The sequence below is a fragment of the Oceanobacillus massiliensis str. N'diop genome (assembly GCF_000285495.1).
In the GTDB taxonomy this organism is placed as follows: domain Bacteria; phylum Bacillota; class Bacilli; order Bacillales; family Amphibacillaceae; genus Oceanobacillus; species Oceanobacillus massiliensis.
This window is the reverse complement of record NZ_HE610978.1, coordinates 489,291-507,181: the sequence shown is the minus strand read 5'-3', so window position 1 is coordinate 507,181 and position 17,891 is coordinate 489,291. Positions and strand designations below refer to the sequence as shown.

Genomic DNA, 17,891 nt, shown 5'->3' with positions numbered 1-17,891 from the left:
GTAATGTATTTATAAAATTTATGATAACTTATAGAAAAACATGTAAAAAAGAAATAATAAGCAATATGCAGCATGTTAACAGGGGTAACCTCTTTTGGAAACTGGTTGGGAGGCATTTTATGGTTTTCGTCATCGGAATAGTATTAGCAGTCATTGTTATCATTATTATTGCATTAATATTAAGAAAACGTATTTATGACCAGGTTGATAACCTGGAAAACTGGAAAATGGATATTATGGGGCGCAATGTAGCAGCCCAGTTAAGTAAAATCAAAACCTTAAATCTGTCTGGGGAAACACAGGAAAAGTTTGAAGCTTGGAAAGGCCGCTGGGAGCATATCATCACACATGAACTTCCAAACATAGAAGAACATCTCTTCGATGCAGAAGAAGCAGCAGATCGCTTTCGCTTCAATAAAGCAAAAAGTGTTTTGAACACAGCCGAGTCGACGCTGCAAACTATTGAAAATAATATTGAAAGCATTTTGCTTGAGCTTGAAGAACTATTGGAAACAGAGGAAACAAGCAGAAAAGAGGCAGAGGAGATCGGTCCTGCTATTAAAGTCCTTCGTAAGCTGCTTTCCCAAAGCCGTTATCAGTACGGAAAGGCTGAATCATATTTTGACAGCAGACTTGATGATATGGAAGAACGGGTTACCAGATACTTCGAACTTGTTCAGTCGGGGGATTATTTGGAAGCAAGCGTGCTGGTTAAAAATATAAAGGCGGAAATCGCTGTACTGGAAGAGAAACTCAATGACTTTCCGGCTGTCTATAAAAAATGCAAACATGATACACCTGCACAGCTCGACAGTCTATTATCCGGAATCAAAGAGATGACCGAAGAAGGTTACCGGATTAAACATCTTGGGCTATCAAAGGAAATTCATACATATCAGGAACGGCTATCTGAATTGCTTCTGCAATTGGAAAATGGCGATATGACAGATGCAGAACAAACCATTTCAGAAATAGAGGAACGGATTAAAGAAATGTATGATATGCTTGAGAGTGAAGCACATGCGAAGAACTATTTGGACGCACATATCCCTATGTATGAACAGTCATTGGCAGAGCTTGGTGAGACTTTCGACGCGACGAAGCTTGAGGTAGAGGAAATAAAAAAGGCTTATTATGTTGAGAATAATGATATGGAGCGATTCTTGTCTGTCGGTAAAACCATCTCCGTATTAAGGGAGCAGCTGAATGAGCTTGAAGTCGATATGAAAGAGGATGGCAAAACACATTCTGAATTACGCGAACTTGTAGAAGATGGATTCCAAAAGATTGAAGAGCTGCAGGCCAAGCATGAAGAATTTAAGAAAAGCATCCAGAATCTGCGCAAAGATGAAATGGAAGCTCGGGAAAAGATTGCTGAAATGAGAAACCAGCTCTCTTACCTAAACAGGAGATTGAAGAAAAGCAATATTCCCGGTGTACCTAATTTTATCTGGTCCAGTTTTGAAACGGCCTTTGAAAAAAATGAACAAGTCATCAAAACACTGGAGAAATACCCACTGGATATGATGAACGTTCAAAAGGCTTTAACGGATGCAAAAATGTCACTCGATCAGACAGCGGAGCAAGTGGAAATTATGCTTGATCAGGCATATCTGACGGAGCAGGTCATCCAATATGCGAACAGATATCGAAGTCAGGATCCGGTTCTTGCAGCCAAACTGCAGGAGGCAGAGAGACTATTCCGGGCATATGAATATGAACTGTCGCTTGAGAATGCTGCGAAGGCGATTGAAGAAGTGGAGCCAGGCGCATTAAAACGGATTGAAGAGAATCAGATGGTCATAAATAGATAAGAAACCAAGAGGCTGTCATTAAGAAACCGGATTTCCCCGTTTCTTAAGTCAGCCTTACATTTTTGTGTATAGATAATGTGAGGAGTTTTCCGATGATGATTTATTTGGATAATAGCGCAACAACAAAACCGGATCCATCTGTGCTGGAGAGTTTCCAGCAGGTCACAAACAATTATTTCGCCAATCCTTCATCTATCCATCAATTAGGCGGAACTGCCGAGAAGCTACTATTGACTGCCAAAAAACAGGCAGCAGAACTTCTTGGGACCGATACAGAGGAAATTGTTTTTACATCAGGCGGCACAGAAGGAAATAATACGGCAATTAAGGGTATTGCTTTCGAACACCAAGGCCGTGGGAAGCATATCATTACTTCTGATATTGAACATCCCTCTATTATAGAGGCGTGCAATAGTCTGGAAAGGCTTGGTTTTGAAGTGACCTATTTACCTGTTAATGAAAAAGGTGTAGTATCAGTAGATGATTTGGAGAAAGCTATTCGAAAAGATACCATTCTGATCAGCATCATGCATGTGAATAATGAAATGGGTTCTATTCAGCCTGTTATAGAGATTGGACAGATTGCAAAGAAATATCCGAAGCTGTTTTTCCATGTCGACGGTGTACAGGGACTTGGAAAGGTTCCGTTAAAATTAAAGGATAGCGGGATAGATCTCTGCACCTTCTCCGGTCATAAAATCCATGGATTAAATGGTACTGGAGTGCTGTATGTGAATAAACATACGAAAATATTCCCTTTATTCCATGGTGGCAATCAGGAGCAGTCCCTCCGGTCAGGAACCGAAAACCTGGCTGGGGCTGTTTCATTTGTTAAGGCTTTACGGCTTATAAAAGAACGTGAAAAGAATGAATGGCGGCATTTAGAGGACCTGCAGCAGTATTTGCTGGATGTCCTGAGCACCATGGACGGGATTATAGTGAATACACCGCAAAATGCAGCACCACATATTATCAATATGTCAGTACCGGGGATAAAGCCGGAAGTAATCATCCATATGCTTGGCGAACAGGGGATATTTATCTCTACCAAGTCAGCTTGTTCGTCCAAGCTGAAGGATGAAAGCAAAGTACTCGCTGCTTGTGGGTTCGGTCGCGACAGATCAACCACTGCATTGCGTGTCAGCCTGACCTATGATAATACGATGGAAGAAATGAATATATTTACAAAAGCCTTAGCAGAGGCAATAAGACAATTTAAAAGAGCACTGGAGTAGATAATTATGCAATATGATCATATTTTAATCCGTTATGGTGAAATGTCTTTAAAAGGCAAAAATATAAAACAGTTCATTATTCGGCTGCAGGAAAATATTCAGCAAAAGATCAAGGAATTTCCGAACGCAAAAGTAAAACGTACACAGGGAAGGATGTTCGTGCTGCTCAATGGGCATGATCCGGAACCGGTCATGGACAAGCTGCAGAATGTTTTTGGCATTCACAGTTTAAGCCTGGCAATTAAAGTTGAAAATGATCTGGAAAAAATAAAAGAAGCATCATTATATGCATTAAAGAAGAACGAGGACATCCATAAATTTAAAGTGTCCGTAAAACGAATCGCAAAAGATTTTCCAATCCGTTCCCAGGAAATGAACCAAATACTTGGTGGGCATTTACTGAAAAATACGGAAGATATTCTTGTAGATGTGCATCATCCGGACCTTGAAGTTAAAGTGGAAATCCGGATGGAAGCAACCTATATAACATCAAGCGTCGTTCCTGGTCTTGGGGGATTGCCTGTTGGTACATCCGGTAAATCGCTTTTGCTTCTATCCGGGGGGATTGACAGTCCGGTTGCTGGTTTTCTGGCGATGAAGCGAGGAGTGCAATTAGAGGCAATCCATTTTCATTCGCCTCCATTTACAAGTGAGCGTGCTAAGCAAAAGGTGCTTGACCTGTCAAGGCAGCTCACAAAATATGGAAAAGCGATTAAGATTCATATCGTCCCGTTCACCAAGCTGCAGCAGGAGATATTCCGTGAGATGCCCGAAGATTATGCAATGACAATTATGCGCCGAATGATGTTCCGCATCAGTGAGCGTGTCTGTGAAAAAGAGTCAATCCTTTCCTTAACAACAGGGGAGAATCTTGGTCAGGTTGCAAGTCAGACGATGGAAAGTATGCATACGATCAATGAGGTTACCAACTACCCCATAATTCGTCCATTGATCACAATGGATAAACAGGAAGTTATACAAATATCCGAGAGAATCGGAACATATGAAACATCAATATTGCCATATGAGGATTGTTGTACGATTTTCGTTCCCAAGTCACCAAAAACGAAGCCGAAACGGGAAAAAGTGAACTATTATGAATCCACTCATGATTTCAGCGCTTCCATTGAAGAAGCGATAAATGGGATTGAAACGGTTAAAATAACTGATCAATCCAATGTGGAGGAATCGTTTCACGACCTATTTTAGTTTTGGTTATAAACCCATTAAACAAAATATAGGGAAACAAACAAAAACTACCAATTTTATTTGTGCATGGTTTACCCTTCTCTGAGACATTCTATAAGTACCAAGGAGGTGAACTACATGGCAAATAACAGTTCTTCAAACCAATTGCTAGTTCCAGGTGTACAACAAGCTTTAGATCAAATGAAGATTGAAATTGCATCAGAATTTGGTGTTCAACTTGGTGCTGACACAACTTCCCGCGCTAACGGTTCTGTCGGTGGGGAAATTACAAAACGTCTTGTTTCTATGGCTGAACAACAGTTTGGCGGATCAAAATAACTAAATATATTTATGGATGGAGCTACTCTTCAATATGGGAGTAGCTCTTTATTTTGGCAAGTTAAAACTTACATTTACCAATAAACGATAACTATAATTTAGTATATTCCCAATTTTTCTTGCTTTTTTGACTATGTGGTATTAAAGTTTTAACTAAATAGATAATTGCAGCGAAGGGAAGAAGTCAGAATGGGAATACTATGGCATGGTGGGAAAATCTACACCTTAGAAAATGAAGGGAAGGCTGCAGAAGCCGTTTATACAGAAGATGACATAATAAAAGCAGTTGGACATTATTCATTATTACATATGCAATACAAACATCAAATCGATCAGGAAGTAGATTTGCAGGGAAAAACGCTGCTGCCAGGATTTGTTGACAGCCATCTGCACCTGATCAGCCATGGTGAAAAACTGCTGCATTTGGATTTGTCGCAAATGAAATCAGCAGACGAAGTGAAAGCAGCCTTGAAAAATCGAACCGCAAAGCTTGCCAAAGGTGAATGGTTGATAGGGGAAGGCTGGAACGAGAATCAGTGGGAATTCCCATCCATCATTCATAAATCCGAACTGGATGAAATAAGTCCGGAGAACCCAATGATGCTAACACGCGTGTGCAGGCATGCATTACTTGCTAATTCAAAAGCAATGGAGCTTGCCGGTGTGGACCGTTATACAGAGAATCCTAAGAGCGGGATAATTGTACGTGATGAAGGTGGTGAGGCAACGGGTTATTTTCATGATGCAGCACAGGATCTGATCAAACGTGTGATGCCTGATGTTTCGCAAGACTATCTGGAAAACGCGATCCACATTGCAGTAGAGGATTTACTTTCTAAAGGGGTTGTGGGCGGACATACGGAAGATCTATATTATTATGGAGGTTTTCATAAAACATTGGCTGCTTTTCAAGAAACGCTTAATCAGACAAAGCAATTCAAGGCACATCTTCTAGTTCATCATGAAGTAATGGATGATATGATTCAGGAGGGACTTGGGTATCGAAGCGGGACTGAATTCGTGGAGCTGGGTGCCGTAAAGATTTTCGCGGATGGGGCGTTTGGCGGCAGGACGGCATGGCTTATGGAAGAATATCAGGATGATCCTGGCAATAATGGTGTGCCGATGCATACAGGTGAAGGGCTGGAGGAGCTTGTAAAAAATGCTAGAAAGCATGGATTGCCGGTAGCAATCCATGCAATAGGCGATCAGGCAATTTCGGAAGTCGTAAAGGTAATCGAAAAATACCCATTGGAAAATGGAAATCGGGACCGTCTTATCCATGGCCAGTTAGTGGATGAGGAAACATTGGAACGGATGAAGCATCTTTCGGCCATTGTTGACATTCAGCCGACATTTGTGGCTTCAGATTTTCCGTGGGTAATCGAGCGAATCGGTGAGCAGCGCCTAATGAATGCATATGCGTGGAAAACACTCCTCAAACATAACATAAATTGTGCGGGCGGGTCCGACGCCCCAGTCGAACAAGTTGATCCATTACTCGGAATAGAAGCAGCTGTGCTTCGCAAGTCCTCCTTCGATGGTGAAATATATAATCCTGAAGAAAGATTGTCCGTTTATGAAGCGGTTCATCTGTATACAACAGGAAGTGCATACGCAATTGGCCAGGAAACGGAAAGAGGGCTAATAAAGGAGAACTACAAGGCAGATTTTACGATCCTGGACGAAGATATTTTCAAAGTCGATCATGAAAAAATACATGAAATCCCTATTGCCATGACAGTGGTAAATGGCAGAATCGTATATAAGGGGAAAAATACACGACCATAATGAAAAACGGCTGTTAAATCGCAAAAATCAGAGCAGTAAAATTCTTCTGCTGGAATTTGATATGCTCCCGCTAAGATGGACAGATTAAAAAAACTGTCCATCTTAGCGGGATTCTTACTGTCCAATCGAATTCGTTTGGATTTGTCAGGATACAAGCTACCTTATTTGATTTTTATAAAAATGTTCGTTTAACACGATCCCAATAGGAATTATTTTTCAGCTTAACTGTTTTGATTACATGATCATCCATGGATACCTCGATAGATTGAACCTTTCGTATCGGCAGTGCCTCATTATCAAGGCTGATAATTGGATGATCATTTCCCTCTTCAATCAGTTCCAGTTTCAGTTGCCTGTCTTTATTCAGTATAAAGGAGGAACCGAGTGTCCGGTATTGGTTATTATTGAGCGAGGCAATCTCAGAAACCTGATAACAGGCAGTTAATGGATCGATGACTGCGCCGCGTGCTGATTTTGAATAGCCGGTGCTTCCGGTCGGAGTAGCCACAATTAAACCATCTCCACGAAAGGTTTCAAAATAGTGGCCATCTATATCAACACGAATGACGATTGTCTTTACAATGGTCGAACGGATTGTCACTTCATTTAAACAATAAAATGCCGTTCCTCCATTAACCTGTGTTTTGATAACAGGAAATCTCCGAACCTCCAATTCGTCGTGCTGGAGTGAATGAAGCATCTCATCAAAGTTATCGATATTGAAATCACAGTATAACCCAGACTGTCCTTCACGCATAATGCCGGTATAAATACAATCCTGTCGAAATCCTGTGTTTCTGACAGCCTGAAGAAATGTTCCATCCCCGCCAATACTTACAATAATGCTGGCGTTTTTATGATGGTCAACGATGTGAAAATCATTAGCTTCAGCTATTTCCTGAAGTCTTTCCACTTTTTGATCTGTTTCATTGTCATGATGGTAATAAAAGAATAAATCTTTGCTCTTTGCCATCCTTATTCCCCCCTCCAGCTATTTTTCTTCATGATATCACTTCTAAAAACTTTATTCTAATCAAACAGAAGCAAATGTTTAAAAATACCGAAAATACCACAGAATAGATGAAAAAAGGCTACTTTGGAAAGTTGGAGCGATATGCTGTATATCATCATAGGATTGTTCTGTATTCTTCTTTTGCTTCTGTTCTTTTCAAAAATCATTATTTCCGTTCAATATACATACGAACAGAATGAGCAGCAGTTAACGTTCTCAATTTTTATATTGGGAATAAGGATTTTTAAAAGGAAACAGGATTTAACAGCGCGGGATAGTAAATTTCCTGCTTTTGGAGATATCAGTTTCAGATCATTGCCTGAAAAAATAAAAGAATTTCATTCAAATCTAAACGAAATAAATCGGACAATGGAAGAAGTTTTGCAAAAAGTACGCCTGCATCATTTTAAATGGATAACCACTGGCGGTACAGGTGATGCATTTACGACAGGCATGGCCAGTGCCGGTGTTTGGACAGTAAAAGGAATGGTAACAGGTTTCTTTACGAGGAGATTTCAAGTGAAATGCCAGCCATTTATCCATGTCGAGCCTAATTTCCAGCGGCGTTTTCTTCATTCCGAGTTAGACTGTATGGTATCGATGCGATTAGGGCAAGCTATGTACACTTTTATAAAGCTTGGCAAAATGAATATGACATTGCCAAATAACAAGGAGGATAAATATGACAGAAGAACATCCCATTGAAGGATTAATGACAACAGCAATGGAAAATCTGCAAAAAATGGTAGAAGTGAACACGATTATCGGTGACCCAGTCAAATCACCAGATGGCAGTCTGATAATTCCTGTATCGAAGGTCGGTTTTGGATTTGCGGCAGGTGGAAGCGAATTTAACAATAGTCAATCACAGGGAGATAGTGAGGCCACATTGCCATTTGGAGGAGGAAGCGGTGGTGGTGTTTCCATTACGCCAGTAGCTTTCCTGATTATAAGTGAAAAGGGGATCAAGATGGTCCACCTTGACCAGCATACACATTTATATGAAAAGATGATTGATTTTGCCCCGCAAGTGATTGAAAAGGTGCAGCAAATAATGAAAGAATCAGGCGGAGAGAACAAAGAAGGCAAAAGAGATAAGCAACCGAAAAGCAATCCCTCCCATTACGATATCTAGCTAATGGTCATACCTTGGCAAAAGGCATCATTATGTTCAGAAGTTCACATAAATTTAACATTATCCCGGTTACTCATAATGGACAGATTATGAAACAATCTTCATAATAATAATAGAGTTAAAAAAGGGAGGAATGTATTTTTATGGCAAGTGTTACATTCAAACAGGAACCAGTTACATTAGTAGGACCAGAGATAAAAGTGGGGGATATGGCGCCTGACTTCACTGTACTTTCCAACGATCTGAAAGAAGTAAAGTTAAGCGATTACAGTGGAAAGGTAAAACTGATCAGTGTAGTACCTTCCATTGATACTGGTGTTTGCTCCGAACAGACGAGACGTTTTAATGAAGAGGCAGACAAGCTGGATAATGTTTATGTCCTGACAATCAGCATGGATCTGCCATTTGCGCAAGGGCGCTGGTGTGCAGCCAATGGGATTGAAAAGGTGGACACACTTTCCGATCACCGCGATGCCGATTTCGGTGAAAAATATGGTACTTTAATGAAGGAACTCCGTTTATTGGCAAGATCTGTATTCGTAGTTAATTCCAAGGATGAAGTGTCCTATGTTGAATACGTATCAGAGGGAACGACTCATCCGGATTATGAAGCGGCATTAAAAGCAGCTAAAGAAGCGGAATAAGTTTTTTGGAAAATCTCTCCTCCAAAATGATTGGGAGAGATTTTCCAAAAAACAAGATTGCTCAATATTTCACTTAGTTTTTGACGCTGATGAGTTCGCTTTCGTCGTATTTCTTTTACATATACCAATTCTGTTTGGTACAATAGTAGAGTTGTGAAGAGAGTGAATGGAGGATTGTTCATGGAAAAATCAAATGTTGAAAGATTATTCGGCTGGTTGGACGAAACAACTGAATTGATCCAGCAGCATAGAAATGAGCCATATTTAGATAGTTTATCGGCAACAATGGAGTTCCTGTTCTATGAGGGAGCACCCGAGGATATGGATGATCTATTAGCGCATAAATTACAAAATACGTTAATTAAAATAAATATGGATTCCTTCCACACAGAGGAAGTACGTAAAGCGATTCAGCTTGCAATTCTCAAAGGAATGAAGGGTTCGACACAACAACAGCATTTAATGACGCCGGAAACTGTCGGTCTTATTGTCGGCTACCTATCCGATAAGCTGACAAAGGATAAAAAGGCTATCAGGGTATTTGATCCAGTAAGCGGAACTGGGAATTTGCTGACTACGGTTCTGGGACAGCTAAAACAGGAAGTAAAAGCATATGCAAGTGAAGTGGATCCAACATTGATTCAACTGTCTGTGTTAAACGCAAACCTGCAGAAAAAGCAAGTTGAGTTCTTTCATCAGGACAGCCTTCGCCCATTCCTAATGGACCCGGTTGATCTGATAGTGGCTGATTTGCCTGTCGGATATTATCCAGATGATATTCAGGCCAATGAGTATGAATTGAAAGCTGATTCCGGCCATTCCTATGCCCATCATCTTTTAATCGAGCAAAGCATTAAGTATACAGCTGATGGGGGATACTTGGTTCTTGTGATTCCGGAATTTCTATTTGATAATGATCAATCAGATAAACTGCAGGCCTATCTTCAGAAATATGCTCATATTGTCGGTGTAATTCGCTTGCCGGATACTGCCTTTAAATCAGAAAAAAATACAAAGAGCATTCTGATTCTGCAGAAAAAAGGAAAAATACAAGCACTCCGAAACAACCGCTGCTTGTGCAAATGCCATCATTTAAGAATAGCAATGGAATGGCAGACATTCTTGGTAAAATGAATGCGTGGTTTGATATGTATAAATAAATGATAGGGGTTGACAGCAATGACTAACGTATTAGCAATAAATGCAGGCAGTTCTTCTTTGAAGTTCCAACTTATCACGATGCCTGAAGAGACTGTTACTGCGATCGGATTAGTAGAAAGAATTGGGATGAACGATTCGGTCTTCAATATTGAAGTTGATGGCAACAAGACTAAGACGGTCGGAAATATTTCCGATCATGGAATCGCCGTGAAGATGCTGCTTGATTCCTTAATCTCAACCGGCGTCATCAAATCCTTTGAAGAAATTGATGCAGTAGGACACCGGGTCGTTCACGGAGGAGAATATTTTCGGGATTCCGTTCTGATAACAGATAAGGTTATTGAGCGGATTGAACAAACTTCAGAACTGGCACCATTGCATAATCCGGCAAACCTTACAGGAATCAATGCATTTAAGGAAATACTTCCAAATGTGCCGATGGTAGCTGTATTCGATACCGCTTTTCATCAGACCATGACAGAATCATCTTATTTGTACAGTTTGCCAAGGGAATATTATGAAAGTTATGGAATCCGCAAATATGGTTTCCATGGGACTTCCCACAAATATGTCTCTAATCGTGCCTCAGAACTAATGGGTGTTCCACTTGATAACTTACGTCTCATTTCCTGCCATATCGGAAATGGTGCAAGTGTCACAGCGATAAAGGATGGCGAATCCATAGATACATCCATGGGATTCACACCACTTGCGGGAGTGACAATGGGAACAAGGTCGGGTAATATTGACCCTGCTCTAATCCCATATATCATGGATAAAACCGGTAAAACTGCTGACGAAGTGATTGACGTCTTGAATAAGAAAAGTGGAATGCTTGCATTGTCCGGATTTTCCAGTGATTTACGCGATATCGAGCAGCAAACCGATTCAAACCCGCGGGCAGAGCTTGCATTGGATGTATTTGCAGGAAGAATCCACAAATATATCGGTTCCTACGCAGCCAAAATGAATGGTGTAGATGCCATTATCTTTACGGCGGGCGTTGGCGAAAATAGTATTTCAATCCGGGAAAAAATTCTTACTGGACTTGAATTCATGGGAATTTACTGGGATCCTAAATTAAACCACGTACGTGGTAAAGAGCAATTTATAAATTATCCGCACTCACCGGTTAAAGTAATTATTATACCTACTAATGAAGAAGTAATGATTGCAAGGGATACGGTACGTTTAAGCAAATAAACCCTTGATGTAACAGTATTTGTAGTGGTTTTCGATTGTTCATATCAACTGGGAATATGCTAAATTTAACACATTGTAACCATAACCTTTTTTCTATGTAAAATTTGCATAGGGAAGAGGTTATTATTTTATGTCTAAAAGACCACAAGATAGAAAAACAAGAAAATATACAACTCCAAGAAAGAAAAAAACATATTCCATTGACGATGCTAGAAATGTGGTCATTAAATTAAAAGAATTGGAAGGTTTATCTAAGCACACAATTGAAGGATATGAGAAGTTTTGGAACGATATGGATAGATTTTTTAATGAGAAAATGAACATATCTGATTTGACTGTTGATGATGCTAGGAATTTTATCCATTGGCAACGGTACGAAAAAACACCATTCCTCAAGGCAAATCGAAGAGATGACACCAAGAAAGGAATATCTGTATCTAGTGTAAATTCTTATTTACGTTACGGTAAAGGGGCTTTTAATATTTTAGAGAAAGAAGGTATTACAACTAATATATTTGAGTCAATCAAACAAATTAAAGAACAGGAAAAAAAATCGAAACGTTGACAGTAAATGAAATCAATAAGTTGTTTAGATCAATGGATAAAAGTATTTATACAGAATTTAGGGATTATGTTGCTTTACATGTCATGCTTGATTCTTTTGGACGTGTTGATGAGGTTTTAAGTGTTAAAAAATCAGATATTGACTTTGAACATAAATCTATAACATTCCAACGTACTAAGAATAGACGTGTCAGGACTATTCCATTAACTAGACAGTCCATAAAGTTAATTGAGGAATTAATTAATGAAACTGAGGACTTTGAAAGTGAATATTTATTCCTTAGCGTATTTGGAACAAGATTAACTCCTGGTACATTTAGAAAGCATTTAAGGGAAATTGTAGATCGTTCTGGAATTGATAAACGTATCCATCCTCATTTATTTAGGCATACAGCATCTAAGATGTTCCTTGAACAGAATGGGTCACTTAGAGTTTTGCAATCAATCCTTGACCATGCAGATAGTTCTACAACGGCTAGATATGCACATGTATTAGATGACACAATTAAAGTACAACATGGACAGTTTACACCAATCAACTTGTTGAAAAAGAAAGCCAAAACTAGAACGAAAAGAAGTAATAGTTCGAAATAGAAAATTATGAAAACCCTTGATACAACTATTTATGTTTCGCTTTTAAGGTATAGGAGAAAAATACGAGAAAGCGAGACGCTCTAGAACCGTTGGTATTAAAGGGTTGTTGCAAAAAATATTTTCCGCAACCCCGAAAACCCTTGATACATCTGGCTTTGAGCGTTTTTCATAACTCGACCCTAAAGGAAGAAAATGTCTAATCAAATAGATGATATTTATCTTAATAGGATAGTATGAAATAATGTTCGAAGACAAAGATTCTCAAACCAGTTGATGTATAAGGGTTACAGGCACCGTCGGTAAATAGTATATATGAAGAGGAGAATGTAGAAGATACAAAAATCTTACCATTTAGAAAAACGCCAAACCCGTTGATATGGCTGGGTTATAGGGGTCTTTAATTATTTTCTATATATGAAAAAAGAATGGCAAAGAAACAGTATGAACAAGGCGCGTTTGTAATACATGTGAAGTTATTCTTAAACATCAAACCCCTTGATACGACTGGGTTACAGCGATTTATGTTTCGTTTGAAGGTAATGAAGGAGAGAATGTAGAAGATACAAAAATCTTACCATTTAGAAAAACGCCAAACCACTTGATGTGACTGGCATACAGCGTTTCTCAATTATTTTCTATATATGAAGTGAACGAAAATAAAATTACGATTATTATGCACAATTACTCTAAACCCGTGTGTTTCAAGGGGTTTGGGTGTTTTATTTGAAATGTCGTTAAGCATCTTTAAAGGAAAGTATCTAATCCTAAGCAAAGACAAGTAAGGTGTGATAACTGTCAAAGTGAACACAGGAAAAAACAGGATAGAATTAGGAAGCAAGGTAGAAATTCCGCTTGAGTTGCACACTGGATTTTCCCAAAATGATACAAACGTTGATATACCAATGTTTAAAGGGGTTTTTGGATTTGGAGATAATCGTCTATTAGGGAAGGCGTGGCTGACGTGTATATTTAGAAAATTGAAAGATTACTAGAGAGAATAAGTATGTCTAAACTAACGTTTCATTTGTTATATATGAAAGAAGATGCTAGATATTTAGGGCTTATTTATCACAATAGGTATAAAAAGTTCACGAAAAAATAAATGAATAGTCATGAAACCCTTGATACCATTGGGTTTGATGGATTTCCATATTATCCAATAATGGAAAGAAAGAGTAAAAGAAGACAAAGGATATAAAATGTCCAAGTTTAGAAATCGCTACAAACCCTGATACATAAGGTTTTTATAAAAAAATAATTTTCACAACTCTCAAATCCCTTGATATGACTGGGGTTGAACGTTTTCCATAACTCGACCATATAGGAAGAAAATGTCTAATCAAATAGATGATATTTATCTTAATAGAGAGAGTGGTAATAATTCGCTTTAGATATTCAAAAAAATTGAATATTTAAAGGGGCTTGTTACCCCACAATGGTGAATCGTATTTCATTATTGTCCCTCCCAATAATTACCTTAGTCGAGATTTGCGTCTTGACTTCTACTTTTTGATTGAGTAGTCATTAATTTGGCTACTCTTTTTCTTTTTTTTACTCATATTTATTACTCATATATATTACTTTAATTTAAGGAGGTGGATAGACGTGGATTTAGCACAAATACCAATAGATGTATGGTTGTCGCAAGGTGCATTTGCAATCTTATTTGTTTGGCTTTTAATTGATAGTCGTAAGGATTCTAAGCAGCGAGAAGAAAGATTAATGCAGCACATAGAAAAAACTACTGACACACTTGATGTACTTAGTAACAGAATGGAAAACGTAAATACAAAAGTTGATAAAATCGACACAAGATTAACAGAGTTTGAAAAGAAAGGGGTTTAATTAAATGGCAGAAGTAACAGCAAAAACGTATACAAAATTACAATTAGCAATTCAGAATGATGTTAGTTTGATTGAAATAAGAGATGATCTTGGTGCTAGTTTAGAAAGAATTTCATTACCAGATGATAGAATAAGTTGGATTCACCCTACACGACAAGAGGATATGTCTCGTGACCAGATGGGTACTTGGATTCAAGAAACTGTACCTGATGGTTCAACATTACAATTACAAGTTGTTTTATCTGGAACAGACCCTATGTTTGCTACATTACCTAAAACATTTGGTGGAATTGGATTAGAAGATGAATATGGTTTTATTATAAGTGAAGAAACATTTACAACATTCACTATGACACAGGCAGAAGATAAATTAACAATCGTACATAATATTGAAGTTCCACAGGTGACTGTTTAAGGGGGCTGATGTTCTATGCTAGGTGCAGGAACGCAGACAGACCCTTATTTAATTCAAACGGAATCGGATTTAAGGGAATTATCTAGTAATACAAGTTATTGGGATGGATATGTAGAGTTAGCAAACGATATAGAAATGAGTTCTACACCATTTCCACCTATTTCACAAGCGTCACCATACTTCACAGGTGTATTTAATGGTAATGGTTATAAGGTTATCAATCTACATATTGATGGAACTGGATTGAGTAGGTCAGGATTATTCGCTTTGACTGGTATTGATAGTACAGTTAGGAATGTTGGGATAGAAAATCCTAATATTATAAATGCACCCAGTCAATCAGGTGCTTTATTAGGAAGGTCTAACTCATTTATATCAAACTGTTATGTTTTAGGTGGTTCGATTACGTCATCTAATGGTGCTTATATTGGCGGTCTAGTAGGTTATAACGCAAATAACTCTATTGAAAATTGCTATTCAACTGCTCTTGTACAGTCAGATGGTCTTTATGTTGGTGGATTAACAGGGATTGAAAGTGCAACAACGACAAGTTCCTATTGGGATACTGAAACAAGTGGTCAAACAACAAGTGGAAGTGGTGCAGGTTTAACAACAGCAGAAATGAAAACTCAATCATCTTATGTTGGTTGGGATTTTACAACTGTTTGGGGAATGAATGGTGATTATCCATATTTACAAGCGTTTGGTGTTCCGACAGTACCATCTAAGCAAGAATCAAGGGAAGTATCATCATACGCTAATCCAATTCAATCTAATGTAAATATTGAAATACAATTACCACCACAAACTTTAACAATAGAAGTAAATTCACACGTCAAGCCAATACATAGCCACACAGAACGTCATATAGCGTCTTTTAGAAGTGTTGAGGGTTATTCTTCACGGATTGTTTCAAGCGTCTCTACAAGCGTCATATCGCCTAATAATAATATGATTGAAGTTACAAGTCATATTAATCCAATTATTTCTAATGTGAGTGTAACTGTATATCGACAACCATTAGAAGTTATAAGAAATGTGTTCAGTCATATTCGTTCCATACAAGCCCATACAGACACTATTACACATTTAGACACCTTACCTATGGTTGCTTACATTACAATCGTTGAGAATCCTTCAAATTCGTATACGTCTACGAATCCATCAAATTCTACACACGTAGAAAATCCTTCGTATGTGGAGGTGATTGAATGATCTATTCAGGAGATACAGTTAGGTTAAAGGTTAATTTTCAAGCATTTGATAATCAGGCGGTTAACCCAGTTAACGTTACCTTGACTATTTATGATACAACTGAAACACAAATTGAACAGTTTATTTTAGATGACACGAACAAGGAAGATGTTGGTGTCTATTTTTATGACTATGTTACCCCCAATGACAAACAAGAAGTGGTTTTCGAGTTTAGAGGGGTTTATAACAATAAACCAACAGTAGTAAGAGATTCACTACAAATCAAATTTATCTAATCTAAAGGAGAGATTTATTAATGTCAGAAACAAACTTTACACAGGAACAAGTAGATGAAGCAATTCAGAACGCTAAGAATGAGTGGGTGTCACAAGAATTAAATCCAATCGTTACTGAACGTGATGGTTTACTTAAGTATAAGCCAAAAGAATTATCAGATGATGAAAAAGCATTTAAGCAACAACAACAAGATTTCTTCACACAAAAAGTTGACTTCCAACTTGAAAAGAATGGCTTAACACCATTTAAAGATGTAATCAAAGTTGAGAATGAAGAAGAATTAACAACTATTGTTGAAGCATTAACTCAAATTACTAAGAAGATCAAATTGGATTCAGGTTATATTCCTGATAATCATTTGGAAGAAAATGAGTATGACAAGTTTTCTAAAGAAGGAAACGTATCAGGCATGATTGGAAGTAAGTTAAGTCAGTTATTCAAATAATTCGTGGCTATTAGTCACTTATTACATATAAAAAACAAACAATATTGGGTAGTGACCGACCACTAGAGGAGAATATATAAATGTTTAGATCTACAAATTATACTAACGCCGAACAAATTTCACTAGCACAAGAAATCGCTAAGATTGGTGTTCAAGCAACGCCTTTTACATCTTTACTAATGGCTAAACAAGTAGAAAAAGCAACTTCTACTATCTACACTTTCAGAGAGAAAACTCTTTCTCATGATGAAGATATTTCCGCAGCAGAGGGTTCTGAAACAACTAACTTTACTGAAACAGCAAGACGTGAACTAAACAATGTACTTCAAATATTTAAAAAGGGTGCAAGCATTTCCGGTTCTGCACAAGCAATGAACGCTGGTCAATTGTCGGCTGAAGTTGAAGATCGTTTGCTTGAACTTAAAATCAATATGGAAAAAGCATTAATCAACTCAATCAAAGATGACGGTTCTGTATCTGGTATCCGTAAAATGGCAGGTTTGATTGCTAGTGCTGACGCTACTAACGCTGTATCTGCAACTGGTACTGTAACAGAAGAAACGATTAAAGAGGTTGCACGTAACCTTTGGAATCAAGACCTTGCAGAAGGTAACTTATACGCATTAGTAAACGCTGACGTTAAAGAACAAATTGACGCTATCTACAAAGACCGTTACAACTACAATCACGTTACAACTAACTTTGGTGTACTAGCAGACAGTGTAAACACTAATTTTGGTCAAGTTAATTTTATCCTTAGCAAACATACACCTGTTGATAAAATGGTTGTATTCAATGATGGCTATGTAGACCTTGCATATCTTCGTGAGCCACACTTTGAGCCACTTGCTAAAACTGGTGACAGTGTTAAGGGTCAAGTTATCGCTGAATCTACATTGAAAGTTGCTTCACCTAAAGGTGTAGGTGTCGTTACAGTAGCAACACAAGCATAATACATATCATTAAGAGGGTACTTGCCATTTGGCTTGTATCCTCTTTTTAATCTAATCAAATT

The 17,891-nt window shown here is 38.1% G+C and carries 19 protein-coding genes; 18 read left to right on the top strand and 1 reads right to left on the bottom strand.

Translation table 11 applies throughout. The features are described 5' to 3' along the window. Nucleotides 1-119 precede the first annotated feature (119 nt). From ezrA to OMHG_RS12415, 5 genes are all read left to right on the top strand, one after another. A complete protein-coding gene (gene ezrA / locus OMHG_RS12435) occupies nt 120-1,814 on the top strand; it encodes a septation ring formation regulator EzrA (RefSeq protein WP_010651198.1) in 1,695 nt (564 codons plus the stop codon). A gap of 95 nt (nt 1,815-1,909) precedes the next feature. Then, a complete protein-coding gene (locus OMHG_RS12430) occupies nt 1,910-3,049 on the top strand; it encodes a cysteine desulfurase family protein (protein ID WP_010651197.1) in 1,140 nt (379 codons plus the stop codon). Nucleotides 3,050-3,055: 6 nt separating this feature from the next. After that, the gene (gene thiI / locus OMHG_RS12425; protein WP_010651196.1) at nt 3,056-4,258 is read left to right on the top strand and encodes a tRNA uracil 4-sulfurtransferase ThiI; all 1,203 of its coding nucleotides are present in this window, start codon (nt 3,056-3,058) and stop codon (nt 4,256-4,258) included. Between the two features lie 117 nt (nt 4,259-4,375). Then, nucleotides 4,376-4,576, top strand: a complete 201-nt coding sequence (locus tag OMHG_RS12420) for an alpha/beta-type small acid-soluble spore protein (RefSeq protein ID WP_010651195.1) — start codon at nt 4,376-4,378, stop codon at nt 4,574-4,576. A 189-nt stretch (nt 4,577-4,765) separates the two neighbouring features. After that, the gene (locus OMHG_RS12415) at nt 4,766-6,367 is read left to right on the top strand and encodes an amidohydrolase (protein ID WP_010651194.1); all 1,602 of its coding nucleotides are present in this window, start codon (nt 4,766-4,768) and stop codon (nt 6,365-6,367) included. Nucleotides 6,368-6,539: 172 nt separating this feature from the next. On the opposite strand, the gene OMHG_RS12410 is transcribed toward OMHG_RS12415, so the two are convergent. Beyond that, on the bottom strand, nt 6,540-7,340 hold the full coding sequence (locus OMHG_RS12410; RefSeq protein WP_010651193.1) for an NAD kinase: 801 nt from the start codon (nt 7,338-7,340) through the stop codon (nt 6,540-6,542). A gap of 141 nt (nt 7,341-7,481) precedes the next feature. Between OMHG_RS12410 and OMHG_RS19085 the strand changes: the two genes are divergently transcribed. The 13 genes from OMHG_RS19085 to OMHG_RS12340 all read left to right on the top strand — a co-directional run bounded on the left by OMHG_RS19085 (nt 7,482) and on the right by OMHG_RS12340 (nt 17,829). After that, complete coding sequence (locus OMHG_RS19085; protein WP_010651192.1) at nt 7,482-8,084, top strand: DUF2953 domain-containing protein; 603 nt, start codon at nt 7,482-7,484, stop codon at nt 8,082-8,084. Continuing rightward, complete coding sequence (ytfJ, locus tag OMHG_RS12400; RefSeq protein WP_010651191.1) at nt 8,062-8,514, top strand: GerW family sporulation protein; 453 nt, start codon at nt 8,062-8,064, stop codon at nt 8,512-8,514. The genes OMHG_RS19085 and ytfJ overlap by 23 nt, the downstream gene beginning before the upstream one ends. Before the next feature lie 143 nt (nt 8,515-8,657). Then, entirely contained in the window at nt 8,658-9,158 is a 501-nt protein-coding gene (tpx, locus tag OMHG_RS12395; RefSeq protein ID WP_010651190.1) for a thiol peroxidase, read from the top strand. 180 nt (nt 9,159-9,338) lie between these two features. Then, nucleotides 9,339-10,292: an N-6 DNA methylase gene (locus tag OMHG_RS12390; protein WP_010651189.1), complete on the top strand. Its 954-nt coding sequence runs from the start codon at nt 9,339-9,341 to the stop codon at nt 10,290-10,292. 45 nt (nt 10,293-10,337) lie between these two features. After that, nucleotides 10,338-11,522 carry an acetate kinase gene (locus OMHG_RS12385; RefSeq protein WP_010651188.1) on the top strand — a complete coding sequence of 395 codons (1,185 nt, stop codon included), beginning with the start codon at nt 10,338-10,340 and terminating at the stop codon, nt 11,520-11,522. 130 nt (nt 11,523-11,652) lie between these two features. Next, on the top strand, nt 11,653-12,087 hold the full coding sequence (locus tag OMHG_RS12380; protein ID WP_010651187.1) for a site-specific integrase: 435 nt from the start codon (nt 11,653-11,655) through the stop codon (nt 12,085-12,087). Next, nucleotides 12,084-12,680, top strand: coding sequence for a tyrosine-type recombinase/integrase (locus OMHG_RS12375; protein ID WP_010651186.1), 597 nt, complete (start codon nt 12,084-12,086; stop codon nt 12,678-12,680). The genes OMHG_RS12380 and OMHG_RS12375 overlap by 4 nt, the downstream gene beginning before the upstream one ends. Before the next feature lie 1,605 nt (nt 12,681-14,285). Continuing rightward, nucleotides 14,286-14,525, top strand: coding sequence for a BhlA/UviB family holin-like peptide (locus OMHG_RS12365; RefSeq protein WP_010651184.1), 240 nt, complete (start codon nt 14,286-14,288; stop codon nt 14,523-14,525). 4 nt (nt 14,526-14,529) lie between these two features. Further along, the gene (locus tag OMHG_RS12360) at nt 14,530-14,940 is read left to right on the top strand and encodes a hypothetical protein (protein WP_010651183.1); all 411 of its coding nucleotides are present in this window, start codon (nt 14,530-14,532) and stop codon (nt 14,938-14,940) included. A gap of 15 nt (nt 14,941-14,955) precedes the next feature. Further along, nucleotides 14,956-16,155, top strand: coding sequence for a GLUG motif-containing protein (locus tag OMHG_RS12355; protein WP_010651182.1), 1,200 nt, complete (start codon nt 14,956-14,958; stop codon nt 16,153-16,155). Then, nucleotides 16,152-16,430, top strand: a complete 279-nt coding sequence (locus OMHG_RS12350; protein WP_010651181.1) for a hypothetical protein — start codon at nt 16,152-16,154, stop codon at nt 16,428-16,430. Before OMHG_RS12355 ends, OMHG_RS12350 begins: the two co-directional genes overlap by 4 nt. A gap of 20 nt (nt 16,431-16,450) precedes the next feature. Next, nucleotides 16,451-16,876: a hypothetical protein gene (locus OMHG_RS12345; protein WP_010651180.1), complete on the top strand. Its 426-nt coding sequence runs from the start codon at nt 16,451-16,453 to the stop codon at nt 16,874-16,876. Nucleotides 16,877-16,956: 80 nt separating this feature from the next. Further along, nucleotides 16,957-17,829 (top strand): SU10 major capsid protein, encoded by an 873-nt coding sequence (locus OMHG_RS12340; protein ID WP_010651179.1) that lies wholly within the window; start codon nt 16,957-16,959, stop codon nt 17,827-17,829. Nucleotides 17,830-17,891: the final 62 nt, after the last annotated feature.